22 protein-coding genes are annotated in these 22,299 nt (G+C 73.7%); 10 read left to right on the forward strand and 12 right to left on the reverse strand.

Annotation, left to right across the window (positions count from 1 at the left end):
* Positions 1 to 125: 125 nt before the first annotated feature.
* The 5 genes from ACZ6ZI_RS34155 to ACZ6ZI_RS34175 form a co-directional block, all read right to left on the reverse strand.
* Positions 126 to 785 carry an ABC transporter ATP-binding protein gene (locus ACZ6ZI_RS34155; RefSeq protein ID WP_469527615.1) on the reverse strand — a complete coding sequence of 220 codons (660 nt, stop codon included), beginning with the start codon at positions 783 to 785 and terminating at the stop codon, positions 126 to 128.
* Positions 778 to 1,668, reverse strand: a complete 891-nt coding sequence (locus ACZ6ZI_RS34160; protein ID WP_469527815.1) for an ABC transporter ATP-binding protein — start codon at positions 1,666 to 1,668, stop codon at positions 778 to 780. Before ACZ6ZI_RS34160 ends, ACZ6ZI_RS34155 begins: the two co-directional genes overlap by 8 nt.
* 122 nt (positions 1,669 to 1,790) lie before the next feature.
* Entirely contained in the window at positions 1,791 to 2,765 is a 975-nt protein-coding gene (locus tag ACZ6ZI_RS34165; RefSeq protein WP_469527617.1) for an ABC transporter permease, read from the reverse strand.
* The gene (locus ACZ6ZI_RS34170; protein WP_469527618.1) at positions 2,758 to 3,723 is read right to left on the reverse strand and encodes an ABC transporter permease; all 966 of its coding nucleotides are present in this window, start codon (positions 3,721 to 3,723) and stop codon (positions 2,758 to 2,760) included. Before ACZ6ZI_RS34170 ends, ACZ6ZI_RS34165 begins: the two co-directional genes overlap by 8 nt.
* Positions 3,724 to 3,746: 23 nt before the next feature.
* Positions 3,747 to 5,339 (reverse strand): ABC transporter substrate-binding protein, encoded by a 1,593-nt coding sequence (locus ACZ6ZI_RS34175; protein ID WP_469527620.1) that lies wholly within the window; start codon positions 5,337 to 5,339, stop codon positions 3,747 to 3,749.
* A 238-nt stretch (positions 5,340 to 5,577) separates the two neighbouring features.
* On the opposite strand from ACZ6ZI_RS34175, the gene ACZ6ZI_RS34180 reads away from it, so the two are divergent.
* Both ACZ6ZI_RS34180 and ACZ6ZI_RS34185 read left to right on the forward strand, forming a co-directional pair.
* Positions 5,578 to 6,552: a fibronectin type III domain-containing protein gene (locus tag ACZ6ZI_RS34180; RefSeq protein ID WP_469527624.1), complete on the forward strand. Its 975-nt coding sequence runs from the start codon at positions 5,578 to 5,580 to the stop codon at positions 6,550 to 6,552.
* A 273-nt stretch (positions 6,553 to 6,825) separates the two neighbouring features.
* Positions 6,826 to 8,847 (forward strand): ATP-binding protein, encoded by a 2,022-nt coding sequence (locus ACZ6ZI_RS34185; protein WP_469527626.1) that lies wholly within the window; start codon positions 6,826 to 6,828, stop codon positions 8,845 to 8,847.
* Between the two features lie 143 nt (positions 8,848 to 8,990).
* Here ACZ6ZI_RS34185 and ACZ6ZI_RS34190 read toward each other — a convergent pair whose 3' ends face one another.
* Complete coding sequence (locus ACZ6ZI_RS34190; protein ID WP_363055261.1) at positions 8,991 to 9,176, reverse strand: DUF5999 family protein; 186 nt, start codon at positions 9,174 to 9,176, stop codon at positions 8,991 to 8,993.
* Positions 9,177 to 9,331: 155 nt separating this feature from the next.
* Between ACZ6ZI_RS34190 and ACZ6ZI_RS34195 the strand changes: the two genes are divergently transcribed.
* Positions 9,332 to 9,754, forward strand: coding sequence for an SRPBCC family protein (locus ACZ6ZI_RS34195; RefSeq protein WP_469527629.1), 423 nt, complete (start codon positions 9,332 to 9,334; stop codon positions 9,752 to 9,754).
* Positions 9,755 to 9,816: 62 nt separating this feature from the next.
* Here the strand turns inward: ACZ6ZI_RS34195 and ACZ6ZI_RS34200 are convergent, their stop codons facing one another.
* Entirely contained in the window at positions 9,817 to 11,046 is a 1,230-nt protein-coding gene (locus ACZ6ZI_RS34200) for an acyl-CoA dehydrogenase family protein (RefSeq protein WP_469527632.1), read from the reverse strand.
* Positions 11,047 to 11,225: 179 nt separating this feature from the next.
* Between ACZ6ZI_RS34200 and ACZ6ZI_RS34205 the strand changes: the two genes are divergently transcribed.
* Positions 11,226 to 11,870, forward strand: a complete 645-nt coding sequence (locus tag ACZ6ZI_RS34205; RefSeq protein WP_469527635.1) for a TetR/AcrR family transcriptional regulator — start codon at positions 11,226 to 11,228, stop codon at positions 11,868 to 11,870.
* Positions 11,871 to 12,012: 142 nt separating this feature from the next.
* On the opposite strand, the gene def is transcribed toward ACZ6ZI_RS34205, so the two are convergent.
* Positions 12,013 to 12,567, reverse strand: coding sequence for a peptide deformylase (def, locus tag ACZ6ZI_RS34210; RefSeq protein ID WP_363055257.1), 555 nt, complete (start codon positions 12,565 to 12,567; stop codon positions 12,013 to 12,015).
* Positions 12,568 to 12,690: 123 nt separating this feature from the next.
* Here def and ACZ6ZI_RS34215 point away from each other — a divergent pair, with 123 nt between their 5' ends.
* The 6 genes from ACZ6ZI_RS34215 (at position 12,691) to ACZ6ZI_RS34240 (ending at position 18,103) form a co-directional block, all read left to right on the forward strand.
* Positions 12,691 to 13,929 carry a Mur ligase family protein gene (locus ACZ6ZI_RS34215; RefSeq protein WP_363055256.1) on the forward strand — a complete coding sequence of 413 codons (1,239 nt, stop codon included), beginning with the start codon at positions 12,691 to 12,693 and terminating at the stop codon, positions 13,927 to 13,929.
* A gap of 30 nt (positions 13,930 to 13,959) precedes the next feature.
* Positions 13,960 to 14,688 carry a type 1 glutamine amidotransferase gene (locus tag ACZ6ZI_RS34220; RefSeq protein WP_363055255.1) on the forward strand — a complete coding sequence of 243 codons (729 nt, stop codon included), beginning with the start codon at positions 13,960 to 13,962 and terminating at the stop codon, positions 14,686 to 14,688.
* A gap of 243 nt (positions 14,689 to 14,931) precedes the next feature.
* Entirely contained in the window at positions 14,932 to 15,957 is a 1,026-nt protein-coding gene (locus ACZ6ZI_RS34225; RefSeq protein WP_469527639.1) for a 6-phosphofructokinase, read from the forward strand.
* Between the two features lie 97 nt (positions 15,958 to 16,054).
* Complete coding sequence (locus ACZ6ZI_RS34230) at positions 16,055 to 17,011, forward strand: cytochrome c oxidase assembly protein (protein WP_363055253.1); 957 nt, start codon at positions 16,055 to 16,057, stop codon at positions 17,009 to 17,011.
* Positions 17,012 to 17,043: 32 nt separating this feature from the next.
* Positions 17,044 to 17,202, forward strand: a complete 159-nt coding sequence (locus ACZ6ZI_RS34235) for a hypothetical protein (protein WP_363055252.1) — start codon at positions 17,044 to 17,046, stop codon at positions 17,200 to 17,202.
* Positions 17,203 to 17,389: 187 nt separating this feature from the next.
* Positions 17,390 to 18,103 carry a lysophospholipid acyltransferase family protein gene (locus ACZ6ZI_RS34240; protein WP_469527642.1) on the forward strand — a complete coding sequence of 238 codons (714 nt, stop codon included), beginning with the start codon at positions 17,390 to 17,392 and terminating at the stop codon, positions 18,101 to 18,103.
* Positions 18,104 to 18,135: 32 nt separating this feature from the next.
* Here the strand turns inward: ACZ6ZI_RS34240 and ACZ6ZI_RS34245 are convergent, their stop codons facing one another.
* The 4 genes from ACZ6ZI_RS34245 to ACZ6ZI_RS34260 all read right to left on the reverse strand — a co-directional run bounded on the left by ACZ6ZI_RS34245 (position 18,136) and on the right by ACZ6ZI_RS34260 (position 22,298).
* Positions 18,136 to 19,800: an alpha/beta hydrolase gene (locus tag ACZ6ZI_RS34245; RefSeq protein ID WP_469527645.1), complete on the reverse strand. Its 1,665-nt coding sequence runs from the start codon at positions 19,798 to 19,800 to the stop codon at positions 18,136 to 18,138.
* A gap of 292 nt (positions 19,801 to 20,092) precedes the next feature.
* A complete protein-coding gene (locus ACZ6ZI_RS34250) occupies positions 20,093 to 20,881 on the reverse strand; it encodes an urease accessory protein UreD (protein WP_469527647.1) in 789 nt (262 codons plus the stop codon).
* A complete protein-coding gene (gene ureG, locus ACZ6ZI_RS34255; RefSeq protein WP_469527650.1) occupies positions 20,878 to 21,567 on the reverse strand; it encodes an urease accessory protein UreG in 690 nt (229 codons plus the stop codon). Before ureG ends, ACZ6ZI_RS34250 begins: the two co-directional genes overlap by 4 nt.
* A gap of 56 nt (positions 21,568 to 21,623) precedes the next feature.
* Positions 21,624 to 22,298 (reverse strand): urease accessory protein UreF, encoded by a 675-nt coding sequence (locus ACZ6ZI_RS34260; RefSeq protein WP_469527651.1) that lies wholly within the window; start codon positions 22,296 to 22,298, stop codon positions 21,624 to 21,626.
* Between the last annotated feature and the right edge of the window lies 1 nt (position 22,299).

The raw sequence follows: 22,299 nt of genomic DNA on the forward strand, positions 1-22,299 counted from the left end.
GCCCCGAGGAGTCCATGGAGGAGCGGGAGGATTCACGAACGCGCGACGCGCGGCGCGCGGCAGAAGGCGTACGGCGGACGGCGGACGGCAGACGGCGGGCGACCGACCCCCGGCGGGGGCGGCGGTCAGCCGCGCGCGACGTCCTCCCAGCGGGTCGTACGGTCGCACCAGCGGCCGAGGAGGACCGGATCGTGCCCCACGGCGAGCAGCCCGGCGCCGGTCTCGGCGCGGTACCGCTCGACCACGGTGACGAGGGCCGCCGTCGTGGAGGCGTCGAGCATCGCGGTCATCTCGTCGCAGACCAGCCAGCGGGGGCGCAGCACCAGTGCCCGGGCGAGGCAGGCGCGTTGCAGTTGGCCGTCGCTGACTTCGTGGGGGCGTCGGGCGAGCAGGTCCGCGCCCAGGCCCACCCGCTCGGCGAGGTCGGCGACGGCGACGGCCGCCTCCGCGCGCCGCCCGGTGGCCCGGAGCGGTTCCGCGACGAGGTCGTGGAGGCTCAGGCGGGGGTCGGCGGACAGGCGGGGCTGTTGGAAGACGACTCCGACGGCCGTGCGCAGGGCGCGCGGAGCGCGGTGGCGGAATCCGGTGACGGTGGCTCCGTCGAGGGTGACCGTGCCCGCGTCGGGCCGGTGCAGCAGGGCGGCCACCCGGGCGAGGGTGGACTTGCCGCAGCCGCTGGGCCCGAGCAGGCCGATCGCCTCGCCGGGCTCCAGGGTCAGGTGCGCGTCGCGTACGACGGGCCGGCGGCGGTCGTAGCCGGCGGTGACGCCCTTGAGCTCAAGCACGGTGGCAGGCCACTCCTTCGGTGAGGGCCGGGCGGGTGGCGCGGCAGTCGGCGTCGGCGAGGGCGCAGCGGGCGGCGAAGGCGCAGCCGGGCGGGAGCGCGCCGAGCTCGGGCGGGGCGCCGGGGATCGGGGTGAAGGCGCGTTCGGGCAGGGCGTCGAGCAGTCCCCGCGCGTAGGGGTGGCGGGGGCCGGGGGTGTGGAAGAAGGTGTCGGCGGGGGCGATTTCCACGATGCGGCCCGCGTACATGACGGCGACGGTGTCGGCGATCCGCTCGGCGGCGGCCAGGTCATGGGTGATCATCAGCAGGGCGCGGCCGGTGTCGCGCGTGTGGGCGCGCAGTTCGTCGACGGTGCGGTGGACGAGGTCCCGGTCGAGGCCGGTGGTCGGCTCGTCGGCGAGGAGCAGGGGGGCGTCCCCGATGAGGGCGAGGGCGGTGGTGGCCCGTTGGGCGAGGCCGCCGGAGAGTTCGTGGGGGTGGCGGTCGAGGTGGCTCGCGGGGAACGCGGCCCGTTCGGCGGCGGCCTCGGCGGCGACCCGCCGGCCCGCCTTGCCGGGGTCGGCGAGTTCCCGGACGGTCTCCTCCAGGTGGGAGCGCACGGTGCGGACCGGGGTGAGGTGGGCGGCGGGGCTCTGCGGGACCAGGCCGACCCGTCGGCCCCGTACGCGGCGGGCGAGGGTGGCCTCGTCGGCGGCGAGGAGGTCGAGACCGTCGGCGAGGCGGGCGTGGCCCGCGGTCTCGGCGTTGCCGGGGAGCAGTCCGAGGAGGGCGGAGGCCAGGACGGATTTGCCGCAGCCGCTCTCGCCGACGAGGGCCAGGCATTCCCCGGGGCGCAGCCGGAAGGTGGCGTCGGTGACGGCCTCCACGTGCCGCCCGCCCGGCATCCGGAACCGCACCGAGAGGCCTTCCGCGGTGAGCACGGGGGCGTCGGGGTCGCCGGACGCGAGGAACGCGGCGGACCCGGCGGACGCGGGCGTGGCCGGCGGCGGGTCGGGGTGGCGGGCGGTCACAGCGTCAGCTCCGAGCGGCGGCGGGGGTTGAGGCGGTCGCGCCAGGCGCCGGCGAGCCCGGCGATGGCGAGGGTCGGGACGATGAGCAGCAGGCCCGGGAAGAGGGTGGGCCACCAGTCGCCGGCGAGGAGCGAGCCGCGGGCGCCCTGCACGAGGGTGCCCAGGCTCGCCTGGTGGGAGGGCAGGCCCAGGCCGAGGAAGGACAGGGCCGACTCGTGCCACATGGCGTGGGGGACCATCAGCACGGCGGCCAGCCCGGCCTGCGGCAGGACGCCCGGGATCAGGTGGCGCAGGATGACGCGCAGCCGTGAGGCGCCGCCCGAGACGGCGGCGTCCACGTAGGGCCGGGCGCGCAGGGAGAGGACCTCGGCGCGCACGATGCGGGCCGTGGACAGCCAGTGGGTCAGGGCCACGGAGACGACCACGGGCCAGACGCCGGGCCGGAACATGGCCACGACGAAGATGCCGAGCAGCAGGTGCGGGATGGCGGACAGGGTGTCGACTGCGCGCATGAGGAGCCGGTCGACGCGTCCGCCGAGGGCGCCGGCGGCGGCACCGACGGCGGTGCCGATCACGGTGGCGACGAGGGCGGCCACCAGTCCGACGAGGAGGGAGACGCGCAGGCCGTAGACGCAGCGCAGCAGCAGGTCGCGGCCCACGTCGTCGGTGCCGAAGGGGTGGGCCGGGGACGGCGGGAGGAGCTTCGCGGCGAGGTCGACGGCCTGTTGGTCGAGGCGGACCAGGGGCGGTACGAGCAGCACGGCGAGGACGAGGACCGTCATCACGGTCGCCGAGGCGCCCAGGCGCAGTGCGCGGGTGGAGCGGCGGGAGCCGCCGCGGGCGCGCCAACGGCGCTCGGGGGCGCCGGGGTGCCCGGGGGCGCCGGGGTCCGCGGGGGCCGAGCGGGGGGCGGGGAGGTCGCGGCGGGCGGCGCGGTCGTCGCGGGCCTCGCGGTCGTGGAGGTCAGCCATCGAAGCCCACTCTCGGGTCGGCGAGTCCGTAGAGCAGGTCGGACAGCAGGTTGCCGACGAGGACGGCGGCCGTGGCCAGCACGGTCAGGGCGGCGAGCAGCGGGAAGTCCACGGAGGTGGCGGCCTGGACGGTGGCGGCGGCGATGCCCGGCCAGCTGAACACGGTCTCGACCAGGAGGGCGCCGGTGATCAGTTCGGGCACCCGCGATCCGACGAGGGTCAGCACGGGGAGCATGCCGGAGCGCAGCCCGTGTCCGAGCAGGACGCGTCGTCCGGACAGGCCCCGGGCGCGGGCGCCGCGTACGGGGTCCTCCTCCAGGGCGTCGGCGACGCCCTGGCGTACGTAGAGGAAGAACCAGGGCAGTTGGGACAGGCCCAGGACGAGCGCGGGGAGCAGGAGGTGGGAGGCGACCTGGCCGGCGGTGACGGTGTCGCTCGCGGCGTCGGTGAGTCCGCCGGAGGGCAGGACGCCCAGGCGGACGGAGAAGAACCAGATGCCGAGGAGTCCGAGCCAGTAGGCGGGGGCGGCCTCCAGGGTGTACGCGAGGGCGGACACGGTCCGGTCGAGGGGGCCGCCCTGGCGGCGGGCGGCGAGGACGCCGAGGCCGGTGCCGAGCAGGACGGCGAAGGCGAAGGCGCTGAAGGCGAGCAGCGCGGACCAGCCGAGGCGGGCGGTGATGACGTCGGCGACGGGTTGGCGCATGACGGAGGAGGTTCCGAGGTCGCCGGTGAGCGCGGAGGTCAGCCAGTCCCACCAGTGGGTGACGAAGGGCCGGTCGACGCCGAGGTTGGCCCTCAGCTGGTCGAGTTCGGCCTGTGAGGCGGTCAGTCCCGCGGTGCCGGCGTAGGCCTTGACGGGGTCGAAGGGGGACAGCGCGGCGACGGCGAAGACGCCGAAGGTGACGGCGAGCAGGACCGGGGCGGCGGCGAGGAGCCGCCGCCCGGTCATGCGTGCCATCGGCCCCCAGGGGAGGCGGGGGGTCACTTCTGCTTCGGCTTCCACTTCTCGACGTTCCACCAGGGGCCGGATCCGAGGCCGTGGTCGTGGGGTTCGACCTGGGTGCTCGGGCCCTCCCACTTGTCGTTGACGACGTAGAGGTGGTCGATGTGGGTGAGGAAGACGTAGCCGGGGTTGTTGACCAGTTCGCGCTGCACCGTGTCGTAGGCGGCCTTGCGGGCGGCCGGGTCGCCGCTGCGGCGGCCGTCGAGGAGGGCCTGGTCGACGGTGGGGTTGGCGTACTGGCCCATGTTGTTGAAGCCGTCGCCCGCGAGGGAGGAGGTCAGCAGCAGGTACTGGTCGAAGTCCGGGTCGGCCGGGGAGCCGCCGCCGGCGAGGACGGCGTCGGTCTTCATCCGGGGTTCGATGACCTCCCAGGTGCCCGCCTCGGTAGTCACCTCGATGCCGGCCTTGCGGGCGTCGGAGGCGAAGGCGAGCGCGTGGTCCTGGCGGATCTTGTCCCCGGAGGTGTACCAGAGCGGGAAGGAGGCGCGGACGCCGTCCTTGGCGCGGACGCCGTCGTCGCCCGTCTTCCAGCCGGCGTCGTCGAGGATCTTCTTCGCGTGTTCGAGGTCGTACGGGCGCTCGGTGCCGGCGGTGAACCAGCGGCTGTCGGTCGGGACGGGGCCGTAGGCGGCCTTGCCGGCGTCCTCCAGGAGCTTGTCGACCATGGCCTGGCGGTCCACGGCGATGTCCAGGGCCTGCCGGACCGCGGTGTCGCCGGTGACCGGGTGGTGCGTGGGGAGGGTGACGTTGCGGTAGTCGAACGTCTTGGCCGCGTAGGTGCGGCGGGCGGTGTCCTTCGCGAAGCCCTTGGCGAGGTTCGGGGGCAGGATCGCCGCGTCGAGTTCGCCGGAGCGCAGGCGGGTGGCCCGGACGTCGTCGTCCTTCACGACGGCCATGGTGAACTTCTTCACGGCCGGCTCGCCGCCCCAGTAGTGGGGGTTGGCCCTGAAGGAGATCTTCTCGCCCTTGGACCAGGCGGTGAGCACGTACGGGCCGGTGCCGACCGGCTTGGTCGTGAAGTCGCCGCTGTTGACGTCCTGGCGGCCCGCGACGTGTTCGGGGGCGATGGGCAGGACGGTGCGCTCGGCGAAGGGCGCGTAGGGGTACTTGAGCGTGAAGACGACCCGGTCATCGCCCTGGGCGGTGACGCTCTCGACGGCGTCCAGCTCGGTCTTCGAGGCGTTGTTCGTCCTGGGGTCGAGGATCGTCCGGTAGGTGAACTCGACGTCCTTGGCGGTGAAGGGCTCGCCGTCGCTGAACTTCACGCCGTGGCGCAGCCGGAAGGTGTAGGTGCGGCCGTCGGCGGAGACCTCGGGGAGGGCCTCGGCGAGCGCGGGCTGGAGCTTCATGTCCGCGTCGTGGGTGAGGAGCCCGTCGAAGATCTTGGAGTTGCCGTCCTTGCCGTAGCCCAGCAGCGGGCTGAGGGTTTCGGGTTCGGTCGCGATGCCGACCACGGCGGAGTCCGCGGGGGCGGATCCGGTGGGGTTCGAGCAGGCCGCCACGCCCGTGATGAGTGCGGTGGCGAGGGTCGCGCGGACCGCTCCCCGTGCGCGGACTGTCCGGGCCGTCATGGTGTGCACATCCCTGTTTGTGATCACGTGTTATTGCAAAGAGATGGCAATAATGCCAGAGGGGTACAGAAGAAGACGAACCCGGTCACGACGGGGCCCCGGGACCCGATCCGAAGCCGACCCCGAGCCGGCCCGGCAGGACCCGGTGTCGGCCGGGGTCTTGCCGGGGCGACCCCCCGCGTGCCATATATGTCTAGACCAATCGCGATCATCCGCCGGACGCGCAGGAAGGCACCCCGTGCGACGCACCCCTCCCCCGCGCCCCCTGCGCGCCGCGCTCGGCGCCACCCTGACCCTCGCCGCCCTCGCCGCCCTCACGGCCTGCGCCGCGGACGGCCCCGACGGCCCGCACGCGCCCGTCGGACTGACCGCCCAGGCCGGCAGCGCCACGTCGGTCCACGTCATGTGGAACTCGGCGCCCGCCGCCGACCGGGTCAGCAACTGGCAGGTCTTCCAGTCCGGTCGCCTGGTGCGCGAACTGCCCGCCGACAAGACCATGGTGGACATCACCGACCTCGCCCCGCAGACCGCCTACGCCTTCACCGTCCGCGCCAAGGACGCCGACGGCAGGCGCTCCGCCCCGAGCGCGACCGTCGACGTGACCACCCCGGTCGCCCGGGCCGAGGACCGCCGGGCGCCCACGGCCCCGCCCACCACCACCGGCCGCGCCGAGGGCCCCCGTACGGTCCGACTCGACTGGGGCCCGGCGAGCGACGACACCGGCGTGACGGCCTACGACGTCTACCAGGGCGGCGTACGGATCCACACCTCCGGCGGCGCGGAGCGGGGCACCAGCCTCGGCGGACTCCAGCCGGGCACCGCGTACGCGTTCACGGTCCGGGCCCGCGACGGCGCCGACAACTCCTCCCCCGACGGCCCCGCCGTGGCCGTGACCACCCCGGCCGACCCCGGGCAGGGCCCGGGCACCGCACCCGGCGCCTTCACGGCGACGGCCGTGCCCGGGGCGGTCGAGCTGGGCTGGACCGCCCCCGACACCGGACGCACGACCAGTGAGTACGAGCTCTACGTCGACGACCGGCCCGTCACCGTCATCCAGTTCGGCACCGGGGCGGTGCCCTCCGGGCGGGCCGCGTACCGGCTCACGGCGAGCGAGCCGGCCGGGACGGTCTGGGCCCTGAAACTGCGCGCCCGACTCCCCGACGGGAACTGGGGCGCCTTCTCCGAGGAACGCCGCATCACCCTCACCGGCTGAGCCGCGCGCCCGCGCCGGCCCCGCCCACCGCGCGGGCGGCGGGGCCCCGCGTCCGCTCACGCCGCATCCGAACACGGCGCGGGCGACCACCGCGCGGGCGACCACGCCGCATCCGAACACACGGCGTACGCACACCGATCGGGCGGCGATACCCGCCGAACGCCCCTGCCGCGAACAAAGATCGCGCACAATACATCCGTGTTCGGTGAGTACTCGGTCAACGACCATCAGGCAGACTCCGCGAGCGGGAACCCTGCGCCAGAATCTGTCGCCGTGCCGGGAAACCTGCCGCCGGAGACAGCGAGCTTCGTCGGCCGGGACGGCGAACTGGCCCGCCTGGCAAGCCTGTTGCGCGACCGCCGACTGGTGACCCTGACCGGGGTCGGCGGCGTCGGCAAGTCCCGGCTCGCCCTGCGGGCCGCCGCCGACCGCCTCCAGGCCCGCGCCGACGGGGTGTGGTGGGTCGAACTGTCGCCCCTGCGCGACCCGGACCTGCTCACCGCGACCGTCGCCCACGCCGTCGGCCTCGCCGACCACTCCCCGCACCCCCTCGACGAGGAACTGTGCGCGTGGATGGCCGACAAGGAACTGCTGCTCGTCCTCGACACCTGCGAGCACCTGGTCCCCGAGGTCCGCCACCTCGTGGGCGAGCTCCTCCAGTCGGCCCCCGGCCTGACGGTGCTGGCGACCTCCCGGGAGCGCCTGGGCACCCCCGGCGAACTGGTCTTCGAGGTCCGCCCCCTGCCCACCGACGGCCCCGACAGCGAGGCCCTGGCCCTCTTCCGGACCCGCGCCCTGGCAGCCGCCCCGGACAGCGCCGCCGCCTTCGCCGACCCGGACCGCGCCCGGATCGCCGCCGAGGTGTGCCGCCGCCTGGACGGCATCCCGCTCGCCCTGGAGTTGGCCGGGGCCCGCATGCGCCGGTGGACGCTGGAACAGATGGCCCGCCGGCTCGACGCCCGCTTCGAGGTCCTCACCGACGGCCGACCCGCAGCGGGACACCGCCACCGCACCCTGCGGACCGCCATCGGCTGGAGCCACGAGCTGTGCGAGCCGTTGGAGCGGCTCCTGTGGGCCCGACTGTCCGTGTTCAGCGGGGACTTCGACGTGGCCGCGGCCCGCGCGGTGTGCTCCGGCGGGCCGCTGCCGGCGGCGCGGGTGGAACGGGTGCTGGAGGGGCTCGTCGCGAAGTCCGTCGTACGCCGCTCCGAGGAGCGGGGCGCGGGCGCCCGCTACCGGATCCTCGACACCATCCGCGAGTTCGGCCACGACTGGCTGACGGAGCTGGGCGAGGTGCGCGGCGTCGCCGACCGGCACGCCCACTGGTACGCGGCCCTGGCCGGGGCCGCCGACCAGGGCTGGCTGGGCCCGGCCCAGGTGGACTGGTACCGCAGGATGAGCGCCGAGCACGCGCAGGTGCGCACCGCCCTGGAACACCTGCTGGGCACCGACCCGGCGGCGGCCCTGGAGATGGCCGGGGCCCTGTGGTTCCTCTGGTTCGCGTGCGGGCACGTCCACGAGGGCCGCGCCTTCCTGGAACGGGCCCTGGCCGGCGCCCCCTCCCCCGGCCCCGCGCACACCCAGGGCCTGTGGGCCCTGGGGCTGACGCTGCTGCTCCAGGGGGAGATGGACACCGCCGGGAAGGTCGGCGCCGAGTGCACCCGGGCGGCGGCGGCCCTCGCCGACCCGGAACGGGAACTGCGCGCCGCCTACCTGCGGGCCGTGGCGGTGATGATGCCGGGCGATCCGGCCCGGGCGCTGTCGCTGGCGGGGCCCCGGGCGCGGGCGGGCCACGGCGGGCGGCCGAGCGGGGCGGGGTGGCTGCTGTGCCGGCTGGCCGGCGCGTACGCGCTGTGCGACCTGGGCCGCTTCGAGGAGGCCGCGCGGGAGGCGGAGGCGCTGCGCGCGGCGTGCGCGGAGCTGGGCGAGCGGTGGCTGCGGGCCTACGCGGACTACGTGCTGGCCGTGTCCGCGCTCGGGCTGGGTCGCAACGACGAGGCGGCCCGGCACGTGCGGGCCATGCTCTCGGGCAAGCGGCTGCTGGGCGACCGCTTCGGCATCGCGCTGGGCCTGGACCTGCTGGCGGCCGCGGTGGCGGCCCTGGGCGACGGGGAACTGGCGGCGCGGCTGCTGGGCACCGGACACGCCTGGTGGCGCACGGTGGGACGGCCGCAGATGGGCTCGCCGTCGCTGACGGCCTTACGGGACCGGGGCGAACGGCAGGCGAGGGCGGCGATCGGGGACGCGGCGTACGAGAACGCGTTCCTGGGCGGCGCGGCGGCGTCCACCGGCTGACTTCGGGCCGGTGGACGCCGCGGGTCGGGGGCTCCCGTCAGTACGGGAGGGGTCTGCCCGACGGTGTGCGCAGGTCCAGGTCTCGGGGGGCGGGCTTGGGGACGGGCTTGCGGATCAGCTGCTGGCGCATGCTGCCTCCTCGCTCAGACCAGTGCCGGACGGCGGGGTTCGACCGTCCTGCCTTCGGGGAGCAGTTCACCGGTGTCGTCGAAGACCACGACGCCGTTGCAGAGCAGACTCCATCCCTGTTCGGGATGGGAGGCCACGACGCGGGCGGCGTCGTGGTCCGCGCTGTCGGCGGACGGGCAGGGGGGCTGGTGGGAGCACATGGCGCACCTCCTCGCAGAGTGGGGCGGGAGGGCCGGTGGTCACCCGGTCGAATCCGCGATCCACGGTGGCGGCGAGTATTGCCGACCGCCACCCCCGGACGGAACCCATATTCGCGGTCCAGTTCAGGGTGTGTATGCCCGCTTACCATGCGCTCATGCCCGTTATCCGGATCATTCGCCGTACGTCCCTCGCCCCCGAAGAGGCGTGGCGACGCGTGACGGCCTGGGAATCGCACGGCGCGCACGTTCCGCTCACCCGGACGATCATCGAGACGCCGCCTCCGACGTGCGCCGGAACGCGCTTCACGGCGCGCACGGGTGTGGGCCGGATCACGTTCGACGACCCGATGGAGGTCGTCGTCTGGGAGCCCCCGCTCAGGGTGCGGCTGGAGAAGCGGGGGCGGGTGGTGACGGGGTGGGCCGAGATCGGGCTCCAGCCGTGCTCGTCCGGGGGTACGGAGGTCCGCTGGCGGGAGTCCATCCGCGTGCGCGGCGTCCCCCGCTTCCTGGACCCCCTGACGGCCGGCGCGGCCCGCCTCCTGTTCGGCCGCACCCTGACGGGCCTCCTGCGCCCCTGAAGACGCCCGGACGCCCACGGCCGCCCGACACCGGCCCCCGGCCCCCGGCCCCCGGCCCCCGGCTAGCGGATCGGCATCCCCGACAGGGTCCGCGCGATCACCAGGCGCTGGATCTCGCTGGTGCCTTCGAAGATCGTGTAGATGGCGGCGTCCCGGTGCATCCGCTCCACCGGGTACTCCCGGGTGAACCCGTTGCCGCCGAGGATCTGCACCGCCTGGGCGGTGACCTTCTTGGCCACCTCGCTCGCGAACAGCTTCGACATCGAGCCCTCCGCCGAGGTGAAGGGCTTGCCGGCGATGGCCATCCAGGACGCCCGCCACACCAGCAGCCGCGCCGCGTCGATCTGCGTGCGCATGTCGGCGAGCTGGAAGGCGACGCCCTGGTTGTCGATGATCGGGCGGCCGAACTGGGTGCGGGTCTTCGCGTAGTCGAGGGCGACCTCGTAGGCCGCGCGCGCGGTGCCGACGGCCATCGCCCCGACGGCCGGGCGCGAGGCCTCGAAGGTGGCCATCGCGGCGTTCTTCACCCGCTCGCCACCCCCGGCCGCGGCCCGCTCGCGGGCCCGCGCGAGCCGCTCGTCGAGCTTTTCCTTGCCGCCCAGCAGGCAGGATCCGGGCACGCGCACGTCCTCCAGCACCACCTCCGCCGTGTGCGAGGCGCGGATGCCGTGCTTCTTGAACTTCTGCCCCTGCGAGAGTCCGGGGGTGTTCGGCGGCACGATGAAGGAGGCGTGGCCCTTGGTGCCGAGCTCCGGGTCGACGACGGCGACGACGATGTGGACGTTGGCGATGCCGCCGTTGGTCGCCCAGGTCTTGGTGCCGTTCAGCACCCACTCGTCCTTGGCCGCGTCGTGGACGGCCCGGGTGCGCATGGCGCCCACGTCGGAGCCGGCGTCCGGCTCCGAGGAGCAGAAGGCGGCGACCTTGACGTCGTCCGGGGTGCCGTACATCTGCGGGATCCAGGTGCCGATCTGCTCCTCGGTGCCGTTCGCGACGACCCCGATGGCGGCGAGTCCGGTGCCGACGATCGACAGGGCGATGCCGGCGTCGCCCCAGAACAGCTCCTCCATGGCCATCGGGATGCCGAGGCCGGTGGGGTCGAAGAACTGCTGGGCGTAGAAGTCGAGGGAGTAGATGCCGACCTTCGCGGCCTCCTGGATGACGGGCCAGGGGGTTTCCTCCCGCTCGTCCCATTCGGCGGCGGCGGGCCTGATCACATCGGCGGCGAATCCGTGGATCCAGTCCCGCACCTGCTTCTGGTCCTCGTTCAGCTCCATGGTGAACTCCGCCACGACCCCTCCAGCGCTCACGTACCGCCGGCAGAGTTACTGCCGGTAACCCAGATGACGGCCACAGTCTGTTACCGGCCGGTAAGCACTGTCAAGCACCGCCGGTTCGCCGGGAGGGGTGCACGGGGTGTTACGTTGCGTGGGCGTCACGCACATCGCAAGGGCGGGGAGAAGAAAACGTCATGCAGACCAACCGGCAGTCCGGCGAGTCAGGTGCGGCCGAAGGCCGCCGCCGGGAGCTGCTGGAGGCCGCCGACCGCGTCGTCCTGAGGGACGGCCCCAAGGCCTCCATGAACGCCATCGCGGCGGAGGCCGGCATCACGAAGCCGATCCTCTACCGCCACTTCGGGGACAAGGCGGGCCTCTACCAGGCCCTCGCCGCACGGCACACCGACGCCCTGCTCGACTCGCTGCGGGACGCCCTCGACGCGCCCGCCGAACGCCGCAGCCGCGTCGAGTCGACGCTCGACACCTACCTCGCCGCCATCGAGGCCCGTCCGCAGGTGTACCGCTTCCTGATGCACCCGGCCGAGGACTCCCACAGCTCCGAGCGGGGGTTCGACGTCGGCGTGCACTCCGTCCCGCTGCTGCGCCGCCTCGGCGAGGAGCTCGCGAAGGTGGTCGGCGAGCGCGTCGACCTCGGGCCGGACGGGGACCGACTGGCCCGCATCTGGGGCCACGGCATCGTCGGCATGATGCACGCGGCCGGCGACTGGTGGCTGGCCGAGCGCCCCTGCGGGCGCGCCGAACTGGTGGCCGGCCTCACCGACCTGCTGTGGGGCCGCCTGGCCACCGCGGGCAACCGCGAGGGCGGCCCCGGCTTCTGACCGCCGCCGCGACCCCGACCCCACGGCCCTCGCGACCCCACGGCCCTCGCGACCCCACGGCCCTCGGGGCGCCGGGCTCCGTCGCCGAAGGGGCGCCGGTCGGGCCGCTCGGCCGCGCCTCCCGCCCCGCGCCCCCGCCCGATCAGTCGCGCGCCGCCCGGGCGCCCCACGGCGTCCTGCGGATCGCCCGGCGCAGCCGGCGGGCCCGCAGCCCGGTGACCCGGTCCGCGTAGACCGTGCCGTCGAGGTGGTCGCACTCGTGCTGGAGGCAGCGGGCGAAGAACCCGGTGCCCTCGATCCGCACCGGGGCGCCGTCGGAGGTGAACCCCTCGACGACCGCGCGGTCGAAGCGGGCGGTGCCCGCCTCCAGGCCGGGCAGCGAAAGACAGCCCTCCGGACCGAGGAACTCGTCGCCGTCGGCCGTCACCAGCCGCGGGTTGACGACGTGACCCAGGTGGCGGACGTCCTCGTCGTCGGGGCAGTCGTAGACGAAGACCCGTTGCCCGACCCCGATCTGGTTCGCGGCGAGGCCGACGCCCTGGGCGGCGTACATCGTCGCGAACATGTCCTCGACGAGGCGGCCGAGTTCGGGGCCGAAGTCGGTGACCTCGGCGCAGGGCGAATGGAGCACCGGATCACCCAGCAGGCTCATGGTGCGGACGAGTCCGGTGGTACCGGGGATGGGGCGCTGTCGCATGGCCGTAAGGGTACGACGGGCGAATATATGAGGAGATCCGCGGCGACCTGGGGGCGCCGCGGTCAAGGCCCGCGCCGGCACTGGATAGGCTGGGGCCGACCGACGCTAGGAGGACAAGGGACGATGGCAGGCAACACGGAGCCGCTTTCGCCGCGGGCCAAGCTGGCCGTGACGGCGGGCAAGGCCGCGGCGGCGGTGTCGCGGGCCGCGGGACGCGGAAGCGGATCGGTGATCGGTGGCAAGGTCGCACTCAGGCTGGACCCCGATCTTCTCGGCGCGCTGGCGCAGCATCTCGATGTCGTCCTCGTCTCCGCGACGAACGGCAAGACCACGACGACCCGACTGATCGCCGAGGCCCTGCGGGCCAGCGGTCCGGTCGTCTCGAACGCGCTGGGCGCGAACATGCCGGCGGGCATCACCTCCGCCCTGGCCGGCGGATCGGACGCCAAGTACGGCGTCATCGAAGTCGACGAGAAGTACCTGGCCGGGGTGGCCCGGGACGTCACCCCCAAGGTGATCGCCCTGCTGAACCTCTCCCGCGACCAGCTGGACCGCGCGGCGGAGACCCGCATGCTCGCGGAGAAGTGGCGCGAGGGGCTCCAGGGCTCCAAGGCCGTCGTCGTCGCCAACTGCGACGACCCGCTGATCGTGTGGTCGGCGTCCTCGTCGCAGAACGTCGTGTGGGTCGCCGCCGGCCAGGAGTGGAAGGACGACGCCTGGTCGTGCCCCTCCTGCGGTGGCGTCATGCAGCGCCCCGGCGACGACTGGTTCTGCGCCGAGTGCGGTTTCCGGCGCCCCACCCCGAGCTGGGTGCTCTCCGGCGACCACGTGCTGGACCCGCACGGCAGCGCCTGGCCGATCCACCTCCAGCTCCCGGGCCGCGCCAACAAGGCGAACGCCGCCACCTCGGCCGCCGTCGCCGCCGTGTTCGGCGTGCCGCCTCAGGTCGCGCTGGAGCGCATGTACCAGGTCCAGGCCGTCGCCGGCCGCTACGACGTGGTCAACTTCATGGGCCGTGAGCTGCGCCTGCTGCTCGCGAAGAACCCGGCCGGCTGGCTCGAAACGTTTTCGCTGATCGACCCGCCGCCCGCGCCGGTGATCCTCTCGGTCAACGCCCGCGGCGCCGACGGCACTGACACCTCCTGGCTGTGGGACGTGGACTACCCGCGTCTGGCCGGCCACCCGATCTTCGTGATCGGCGACCGCAAGCTGGACCTCGCGGTCCGCCTGGAGGTCGCGGGGCTGGACTTCCGGGTCTGCGAGACGCTCGACGAGGCCGTGCAGCTGGCGCCGCCCGGTCAGATCGAGCTGATCGCCAACTACACCGCCTTCCAGGACGTGCGCCGCCGCGTCGGCAACTAGAGCCCCGTCAGAACCGCAGAGGACAAGAGCATGAGCGACAACAGCCTGCGTCTGGTGTGGGTCTACCCCGACCTGCTCAGCACGTACGGAGACCAGGGCAACGCCCTCGTGGTGGAGCGCCGGGCGCGCCAGCGCGGCCTGGACGTGCAGCGCGTGGACGTGCGCAGCGACCAGCCCATCCCCACCTCGGGTGACATCTACCTGATCGGGGGCGGTGAGGACCGCCCGCAGCGCCTGGCGGCGGAGCGCCTGCTGCGCGACGGCGGCCTGGAGCGCGCCGTCTCCAACGGGGCGATCGTCTTCTCCGTGTGCGCCGGGTACCAGATCCTCGGCAAGGAGTTCGTCAACGACATGGGCCAGCGCCAGGAGGGGCTGGGCCTGCTGGACGTCGTGACGGTGCGCGGCGAGGGCGAGCGGTGCGTCGGCGACGTGCTGGCCGACATCGACCCGCGCCTGAACCTGCCGCCGCTGACGGGCTTCGAGAACCACCAGGGCGTCACGCACCTGGGCCCCACGGCCCGCCCGTTCGCCCGCACCCGCCTGGGTCGGGGCAACGGCACCGGCGACGGCACCGAGGGCGCGTACAACGACACCGTGTTCGGCACGTACATGCACGGCCCCGTCATGGCCCGCAACCCGCTGATCGCGGACCTGCTGCTGAAGCTGGCCCTCGACGTGAACGCGCTGCCGGCCATAGACGACCGCTGGTACGAGGCCCTGCGCGCCGAGCGCATCGCCGCGGCCACCGAGCCCGCGTAGCGGCCCGGGTCCTCCCGGCGCCCGTGCTTCGCCCGCCCGTCGCCCCGTCGACGTGCGGTGTTCGGCCCGGATCCCCTTCGTGGGGGTCCGGGCCGTTCTCGTACACGTCTCTTCGCACGATTGGCCCGACCAGCATGTGGAGGATGGTTCAGTCCAGTGGGGATCCGCTTGTAGGGTGACGGGTAGTTCCAACCGGACGACGTGGTCCGGTCGTCGGCCCACGTTGCAAAGGTTCTTCCTGCCATGCGCATTGGTGTGCTCACTTCCGGCGGCGACTGCCCCGGCCTCAATGCCGTCATCCGTTCCGTCGTGCACCGCGCCGTCGTCGACCACGGCGACGAGGTGATCGGTTTCCGCGACGGCTGGCGCGGCCTGCTGGAGGGCGACTACCGCAAGCTCGACCTGGACGCCGTCGGTGGCATCCTGGCCCTCGGCGGCACGATCCTCGGTTCCTCCCGGGTCCAGCCCGCGCACCTGCGCGACGGGGTGGAGCGGGCCCGCGGGCACGTCGCCGACCTGGGTCTGGACGCGATCATCCCGATCGGCGGCGAGGGCACCCTCAAGGCCGCCAACCTGCTGTCGCAGGCCGGTCTGCCGATCGTCGGCGTCCCGAAGACCATCGACAACGACATCGCCTCGACCGACGTGACCTTCGGCTTCGACACGGCCGTGGGCGTCGCCACCGAGGCCCTGGACCGGCTGAAGACCACCGCCGAGTCCCACCAGCGCGTCATGGTCGTGGAGGTCATGGGCCGCCACACCGGCTGGATCGCGCTGCACTCGGGCATGGCGGCCGGCGCGCACGCGATCGTGGTGCCCGAGCGCCCCTTCGACATCGACGAGCTGACGAGGATCGTCGGCGAGCGGTTCTCGGCGGGCAAGCGGTTCGCGATCGTCGTCGTCGCGGAGGGCGCGAAGCCGGCCGAGGGCTCGATGGCCTTCGAGGACGGCGGTACGGACATGTACGGCCACGAGCGCTTCGCCGGCATCGGCAACCGCCTCGCCGTCGAGCTGGAGGCGCGGCTCGGCAAGGAGGCCCGTCCCGTGATCCTGGGCCACGTGCAGCGCGGCGGCACGCCGACCGCCTACGACCGGGTCCTGGCGACGCGCTTCGGCTGGCACGCGGTGGAGGCCGCGCACCGGGGCGAATTCGGAATGCTGACGGCCCTGCGCGGCACCGACATCGTCATGGTCCCGCTGGCCGAGGCCACCTCCACGCTCAAGACGGTGCCGGGCGACCGGTACGCCGAGGCCCAGACGGTGCTGTGATGTTTGCCCCGTTCTGACGCCCTGACCGCCCCCGGACGCGATCACGTCCGGGGGCGGCACTACTGTGGTGGAGCGCCACAGTCAAGGGAGTCAACAGATGGATCACAGCGGGCACGGCATGGACATGCCCATGGACCTGCCGCCGTTCACCCTCGGGCGTGGTCTGGAGTTCTCCTTCGACGCCTTCTTCCTCTTCGGGTCGCTGCTGGCGCTCGCCCTCTACGGGTGGGGCGTGCTGAGGCTGCGCCGTCGCGGGGACTCCTGGTCGGCGGGTCGGACCACGGCCTTCACCATCGGCGTGCTGACGGTGATCCTGGTGATGTGCACCAAGCTGAACGACTACGGCATGGTCATGTTCAGCGTGCACATGGTCCAGCACATGGTGATCAGCATGATCACGCCGATCCTGCTGCTGCTCGGGGCGCCGATGACCCTGGCCCTGCGCGCGCTGCCGCCGGCCGGACGCGGCCGCAAGGGCCCGCGCGAGCTGCTGCTGGCGCTGCTGCACAGCCGGTACATGCGGATCATCACGCACCCGGCCTTCACGATCCCGATGTTCATCGCCAGCCTGTACGCGCTGTACTTCACCCCGCTCTTCGACTTCCTGATGGAGAGCCGGACCGGCCACATCGCGATGATGCTCCACTTCCTCGCGGTCGGCGTGATCTTCTTCTGGCCGATCATGGGCGTGGACCCGGGCCCGCACCGCCCCGGCTACGTGATGCGGATGCTGGAGCTGTTCGCGGGCATGCCCTTCCACGCCTTCTTCGGCATCGCGCTGATGATGGCGAGCGAGCCGATGATCAAGACGTACGCGAACCCGCCGGCCTCCCTCGGCATCGACCCGCTGCTCGACCAGCAGTGGGGCGGCGGCATCGCCTGGGCGTTCAGCGAGATCCCCTCGGTCCTCGTGCTGATCGCCCTGATGTACCAGTGGTACCACTCCGAGCAGCGGGCCGCGAAGCGGGCGGACCGGGCCGCCGAGCGCAACGGCGATCAGGAGCTGGAGGCGTACAACGCGTATCTCGCCTCGCTGCAAGGGCGCGGCCGGTAGCGCGGGAGGCGTCGCGCGCGTCACCATGGAGCATGACCGGATCCGTGAAGGCGATGGCCGTGACGACCTTCGCCGCCCTGGTGGCCGTGTCCACGTACTCCGTGGCCCTCGGCAGCAACGGTTGGCTGTGGTTCGGGTGGATCGTGCTGGGGCTGCTGACCGCCGGCCTGGCCGCCTCCCGCACCACCTGACCGCACCCCGCCCGAGCCCACCGCGCGGCCTCGTGCGCGTGGCCCCGCACGTGTGGCCCCGTACATGTGGCCCTGTACGTGTGGCCCCGCACGTGTGATCGCGGACGCGTGATCGCACGCACCTGCCGCCGTCCGCCTGACCGTCCGTAAGATGGCCGTAACCTAGGGCATCGACGGGAGCGGCCTGGTGTTCTACCACTTGCTCAAGCACGTGCTGCTCGGTCCGCTGTTGCGGCTGCTGTTCCGGCCGCGGATCGAGGGGCTCGAGAACATCCCGGCGGAGGGTGCCGCGATCGTCGCGGGCAACCACCTGTCGTTCTCGGACCACTTCCTGATGCCCGCGATCCTGCGGCGCCGGATCACCTTCCTCGCGAAGGCCGAGTACTTCACCGGCCCCGGGGTCAAGGGACGGCTCACCGCCGCGTTCTTCCGCAGCGCCGGGCAGATCCCCGTGGACCGCTCCGGCAAGGACGCCGGGCAGGCCGCGCTGCGGGAGGGGCTGGGCGTGCTGGCCGAGGGCGAGCTGCTGGGCATCTACCCCGAGGGCACCCGCTCGCACGACGGCCGGCTGTACAAGGGCAAGGTCGGCGTCGCCGCGATGGCGCTGGGAGCCGGCGTACCGGTGATCCCCTGCGCGATGGTCGGCACCTTCGAGATCCAGCCGCCCGGGCAGAAGCTCCCGAAGATCCGGCGCGTGACGATCCGCTTCGGTGAGCCGCTGGACTTCTCCCGCTACGCCGGGATGGAGCGCGAGCGGGCCGTGTTGCGGGCCGTCACCGACGAGATCATGTACGCGATCCTGGGCCTGTCCGGTCAGGAGTACGTCGACCGGTACGCGGCCGAGGTGAAGGCCGAGGAAGAGGAGAGGAAGCGGAAGAAGGCCCGGCGCCTGTCGCGCTGAGCCTTCTCCCTCACCTCACCCCGCCGGGGGTCCTAGCGGACGACCGGCAGCTCCTCGTGCGCCGGGAGAGCGGCGGACGGGGCCTGGGCGAGCGACTTGGCGGCGGCCGGGGCCGGCGCGACCGGGGTGGCGTGCGGGCCGCACTTGACGTCCTGCGCGTCGACCTTGCCGGTGAGCAGGTAGGCGTCCACCCGGGTGTTGATGCAGGGGTTCACCAGGCTGGTCACGCCGTGCGAGCCGGCGTTCTGCTCGGTGATCAGGCGCGAGCCCGCCAGTCGCCGGTGCAGCTCGACGGCGCCCTCGTACGGGGTGGCGGCGTCACGCTCGGACTGGACGATGAGCACGGGCGCCAGACCGCGCTTGGCACCGACCTCGATCGGGGTGCTCTGCTTCGACTTCCACGTCGCGCAGGGCAGGTTCATCCAGGCGTTCGACCAGGTCAGGAACGGGTACTTCTGGTGCAGCCTGCTGTTGTCACGGTCCCACCTGGCCCAGCTGGTGGGCCACTTGGCGTCGGCGCACTCGACGGCGGTGTAGACGGCGTTGCCGTTCTCCGAGGTCGCGTTGCCCGCGAGGTCGGACATGTCCGGGGCGACGGCGTCGATCAGCGGCTTCTCGTCACCCGCGGCCCAGGCACTGAAGGCCTTGGCGACAGGGACCCACGAGGAGTCGTAGTACGGGGCGCCCTGGAAGAAGGAGATCAGCTCGGCCGGACCGGCCACGCCGCCGAGCGGGTTGGCCTTGGCCTGGGCCCGAAGCTGCTGCCACTTGGCCTCGACCTTGGCGCGGGTGTCGCCGAGGTGGAAGGAGGCGTCGTTCTTCGCGACCCAGTCCTGCCAGTCGTTCCAGCGCATCTGGAAGGCGACGTCCTGGTCGAGGTTGGCCTGGTACCAGATCTTGTCCTGGTCCGGGTTGACCACGCTGTCGACGATCATGCGGCGCACGTGGGTCGGGAAGAGAGTCGCGTAGACCCCGCCCAGGTAGGTGCCGTAGGACACGCCGAGGAAGTTGAGCTTCTGCTCGCCGAGGGCGGCGCGGATGACGTCCAGGTCGCGCGCGGTGTTCGGCGTGGTCATGTGCGGCAGCATCTCGCCGCTGCGCTCCTTGCAGCCGTCCGCGTACTCGGCGGCGAGCTTGCGCTGGGCGCGCTTGTCGGCCTCGTTGGACGGGACCGGGTCGGCCTTGGGGGCCTTGACGAACTCCTGCGGGTCGATGCAGGAGATCGGCGCGGAGTGGCCGACGCCGCGGGGGTCGAAGCCCACGAAGTCGTACGCCTTGGAGGTGTTGACCCACAGCGGGCTCTTGTTGGTGATCCGCAGCGGGAAGCGCATGCCGGAACCACCCGGGCCGCCCGGGTTGTAGATGAGGGCGCCCTGGCGCTCCTCCTTGGTGCCCGTGCTGACGGCGCGGTCGACGGCGAGGTCGATGGTCTTGCCGAAGGGCTTGGCGTAGTCGAGCGGGACCTTCACCCAGCCGCACTGGACCGGCTTCGCGAAGCCCCAGTCGGCGGGACAGTCCTTCCAGTCGATGCCGGTGCGCGCGGCGCGCGCGGCGGCGATCTGGACGCCGATGGCCTCGGCGGTCCCGTTGTCCCGGCCGGTCGGCGCGGCCGCGGCGGGCGGCGCCAGCAGCAGGCCGGCGGCCAGCGCGCCGGTGACGAGTGTGGCGGCGCTCCCCAGCGCCGCGGTGCGTATCACGTGTTGATCCCCCTGGTTCAGGTGCCGCCGTGTGCGGACGGCTTCGGTCTGCTCCGGTCGTCGGCGTGCAAGGGCGATCCTCGCGGCTGACCTGCGCCGGACAACAGAGCGCGGTCCAGTTCTTTGCCAACCCGATAACCGGAAACACGTGTACCGCTGAGCGGTGCCCGCCGCGCGCCCAGCGGCGGGGTCCCGCCCGACACCCCGTCATCCGATGCGATGTCACCGATGCAGTGTCACCGGTTCCGTGTCAGAGGTGCCGTGTCAGAGGTGCCGTGTCAGAGGTGCCGTGTCAGAGGCCGTACGCGCGTACCGCCCCGTCCAGCAGCTCCCGCAGCCGCAGCGCGTCCGGGGCGAGCGCCGTGACCAGGGCCGCGGGCCCGGCCAGCGGGGTGAGCGCCGCGAACTCCCCCAGTACTTCGGCCTCCGGCGGCTGCGCCTCGAAGCGCGGGTCCACGACGAGGAGCTGGCCCAGCGCGCGGTGCCCGGCGAGTCCGGCCGGCCCGTCCCACCCTCCCGGGGCTCCGGGGCCGCAGGCCAGTTCCTGGTCCAGCAGCGGCCGTCCGCCCCGGGTGACGGTGAGTCGGCTCCACAGCAGTCCGGGGGCCTCGCCCGTACGGCCGAGCACCTGCTCCTCGCGCAGCAGCAGCCGGGCCGTGGGCGCCACGTCGACCCGGGTGCGGACCCGCAGGTCGCTGCCCCGGACGGAGACCAGCGGTTCGGGCAGCCAGCGCACCTCGGCGTCCCCGGCCAGGGTCAGTCGTACGTCGTAGCGCGCCGGCTCGCCGCTCCGGCCCGGCAGGGCCAGGGTGGCCGCCGCCGAGCCCAGCGCGAGGCGTGCGCCGGGCCCCGCCTCGGCCTCGATCGTGAGGTGGTCGCCGCCGAGGGGGGCGCTCATCGCCCCGACCAGCGTGACGTGGGCCGCGCCCTCCTCGCCCCGGGTGCGGCGCAGCGCGAGCGGCCCCTCCCCGGCCAGCAGCGGCAGCGCGGTGCCGCCGCGCCCGTCGGCGACGGCCCGGACGCGGGCGGTGGCGCGCAGGCCGCCGGTCGGGGCGCGGGGGGCGGGGGGCGCGCTGGTCACCGTACGGCCGTCCAGGCGGTGATCCGCTCGCGCACCCACGCGGCGACGGGGGCCACGCCCTCGGCGCCGCGCAGCGACTGGAAGGCGACGGGCAGGTCGCCGCGCTGCTCGGCGGCGTCGCGGGCCATCCGTTCGAGGTCGGAGCCGACGTGGGGGGCGAGGTCGGTCTTGTTGACGACGAGGAGGTCGGCGGTGGTGACGCCGGGGCCGCCCTTGCGCGGGATGTCGTCGCCGCCGGCCACGTCGATGACGAAGATCTGGGCGTCGACCAGGCCCCGGGAGAAGGTGGCGGTCAGGTTGTCGCCGCCGGACTCGACGAGGATGAGGTCCAGGGGGCCGACGCGTTCCTCCAGTTCCTCGACGGCCTCCAGGTTGGCGGAGATGTCGTCGCGGATGGCGGTGTGCGGGCAGGCCCCGGTCTCGACGGCACTGATCCGCTCGGGCGGCAGGACGGCTTCGCGGAGCAGGAACTCGGCGTCCTCGCGGGTGTAGATGTCGTTGGTGACCACGGCCATGGACAGCTCCGCGCGCAGGGTGCGGCACAGGGCCGCGACGGTGGCCGTCTTGCCGGATCCGACGGGCCCGCCGAGACCCACGCGCAGGGCGCGCCGGCTGCCGTCGGCGCGGACCGGCTCGGCGGCGTACGTGTGCCGGTGGGGGTAGGTGACGCCGTGGTCGAGGTGCATGGGGTCTCCTTCGAAGGGACCGGGGAGGGGCGGGTGGGTCGAACGGGGCGGGTGGGTCAGGAGGCAAAGAGCCGGACCGGCCAGTCGGCATGGATCTGGGCGGCGATCTCCAGCAGGGGCGAGGAGGCGGCGGGCAGGGCCAGCGTCCCCTCGGTGCGGGCCCGCGCGGCGGCCTCGGCGGCCCGCGCGGCCACCGCGTCCAGCTCGGGGGCGAGGCCCGCCAGGACCGCGCCGGCCTCGAAGGGGTCGAGGCCAAGGAGCCGTACGGTCGCCGAGGTCGGGCCGCTGACGCTCTCGTACGCCGCCACGTGCGCGGCCTCGAGCGCCCCGAGCCCGGCCGCCCGGGCGGTGACGCCGAGCACCACGGGCTGGTGCGCCCCGCGCGGGAACGCCGCCGCCAGGGCGTCCAGTTCGGCGGCGGGCCAGACGGCCCGGGCGGCCCTCAGGAGCTGGCGTCCGAGCCTGCGCGCGGCGGCGCGCAGCGCGGGCGAGGGGGTGCGGGCGTCGGCGGCGTCGTCGAGCTCCGCGGGGTCGAGGCCGAGGGCGGCGGCCGCGGCGAGGGCCGCGGCGGTGAGTCCGGCGGTGTGGAGCCGGCCCCGGCAGAACTCCGCCAGGCTCGCGGCGTCGTGGATCCGGCCCGCCTTGCAGGCGGCCTCCGCCCCGCCGGAGTGGGCGTGCCCGCCGGCGGGGAAGCGGCCGTCCGCGAGGACGAGCAGGGTGGCGAGGCTCATC

Source organism: Streptomyces sp. NPDC103540, assembly GCF_055584445.1.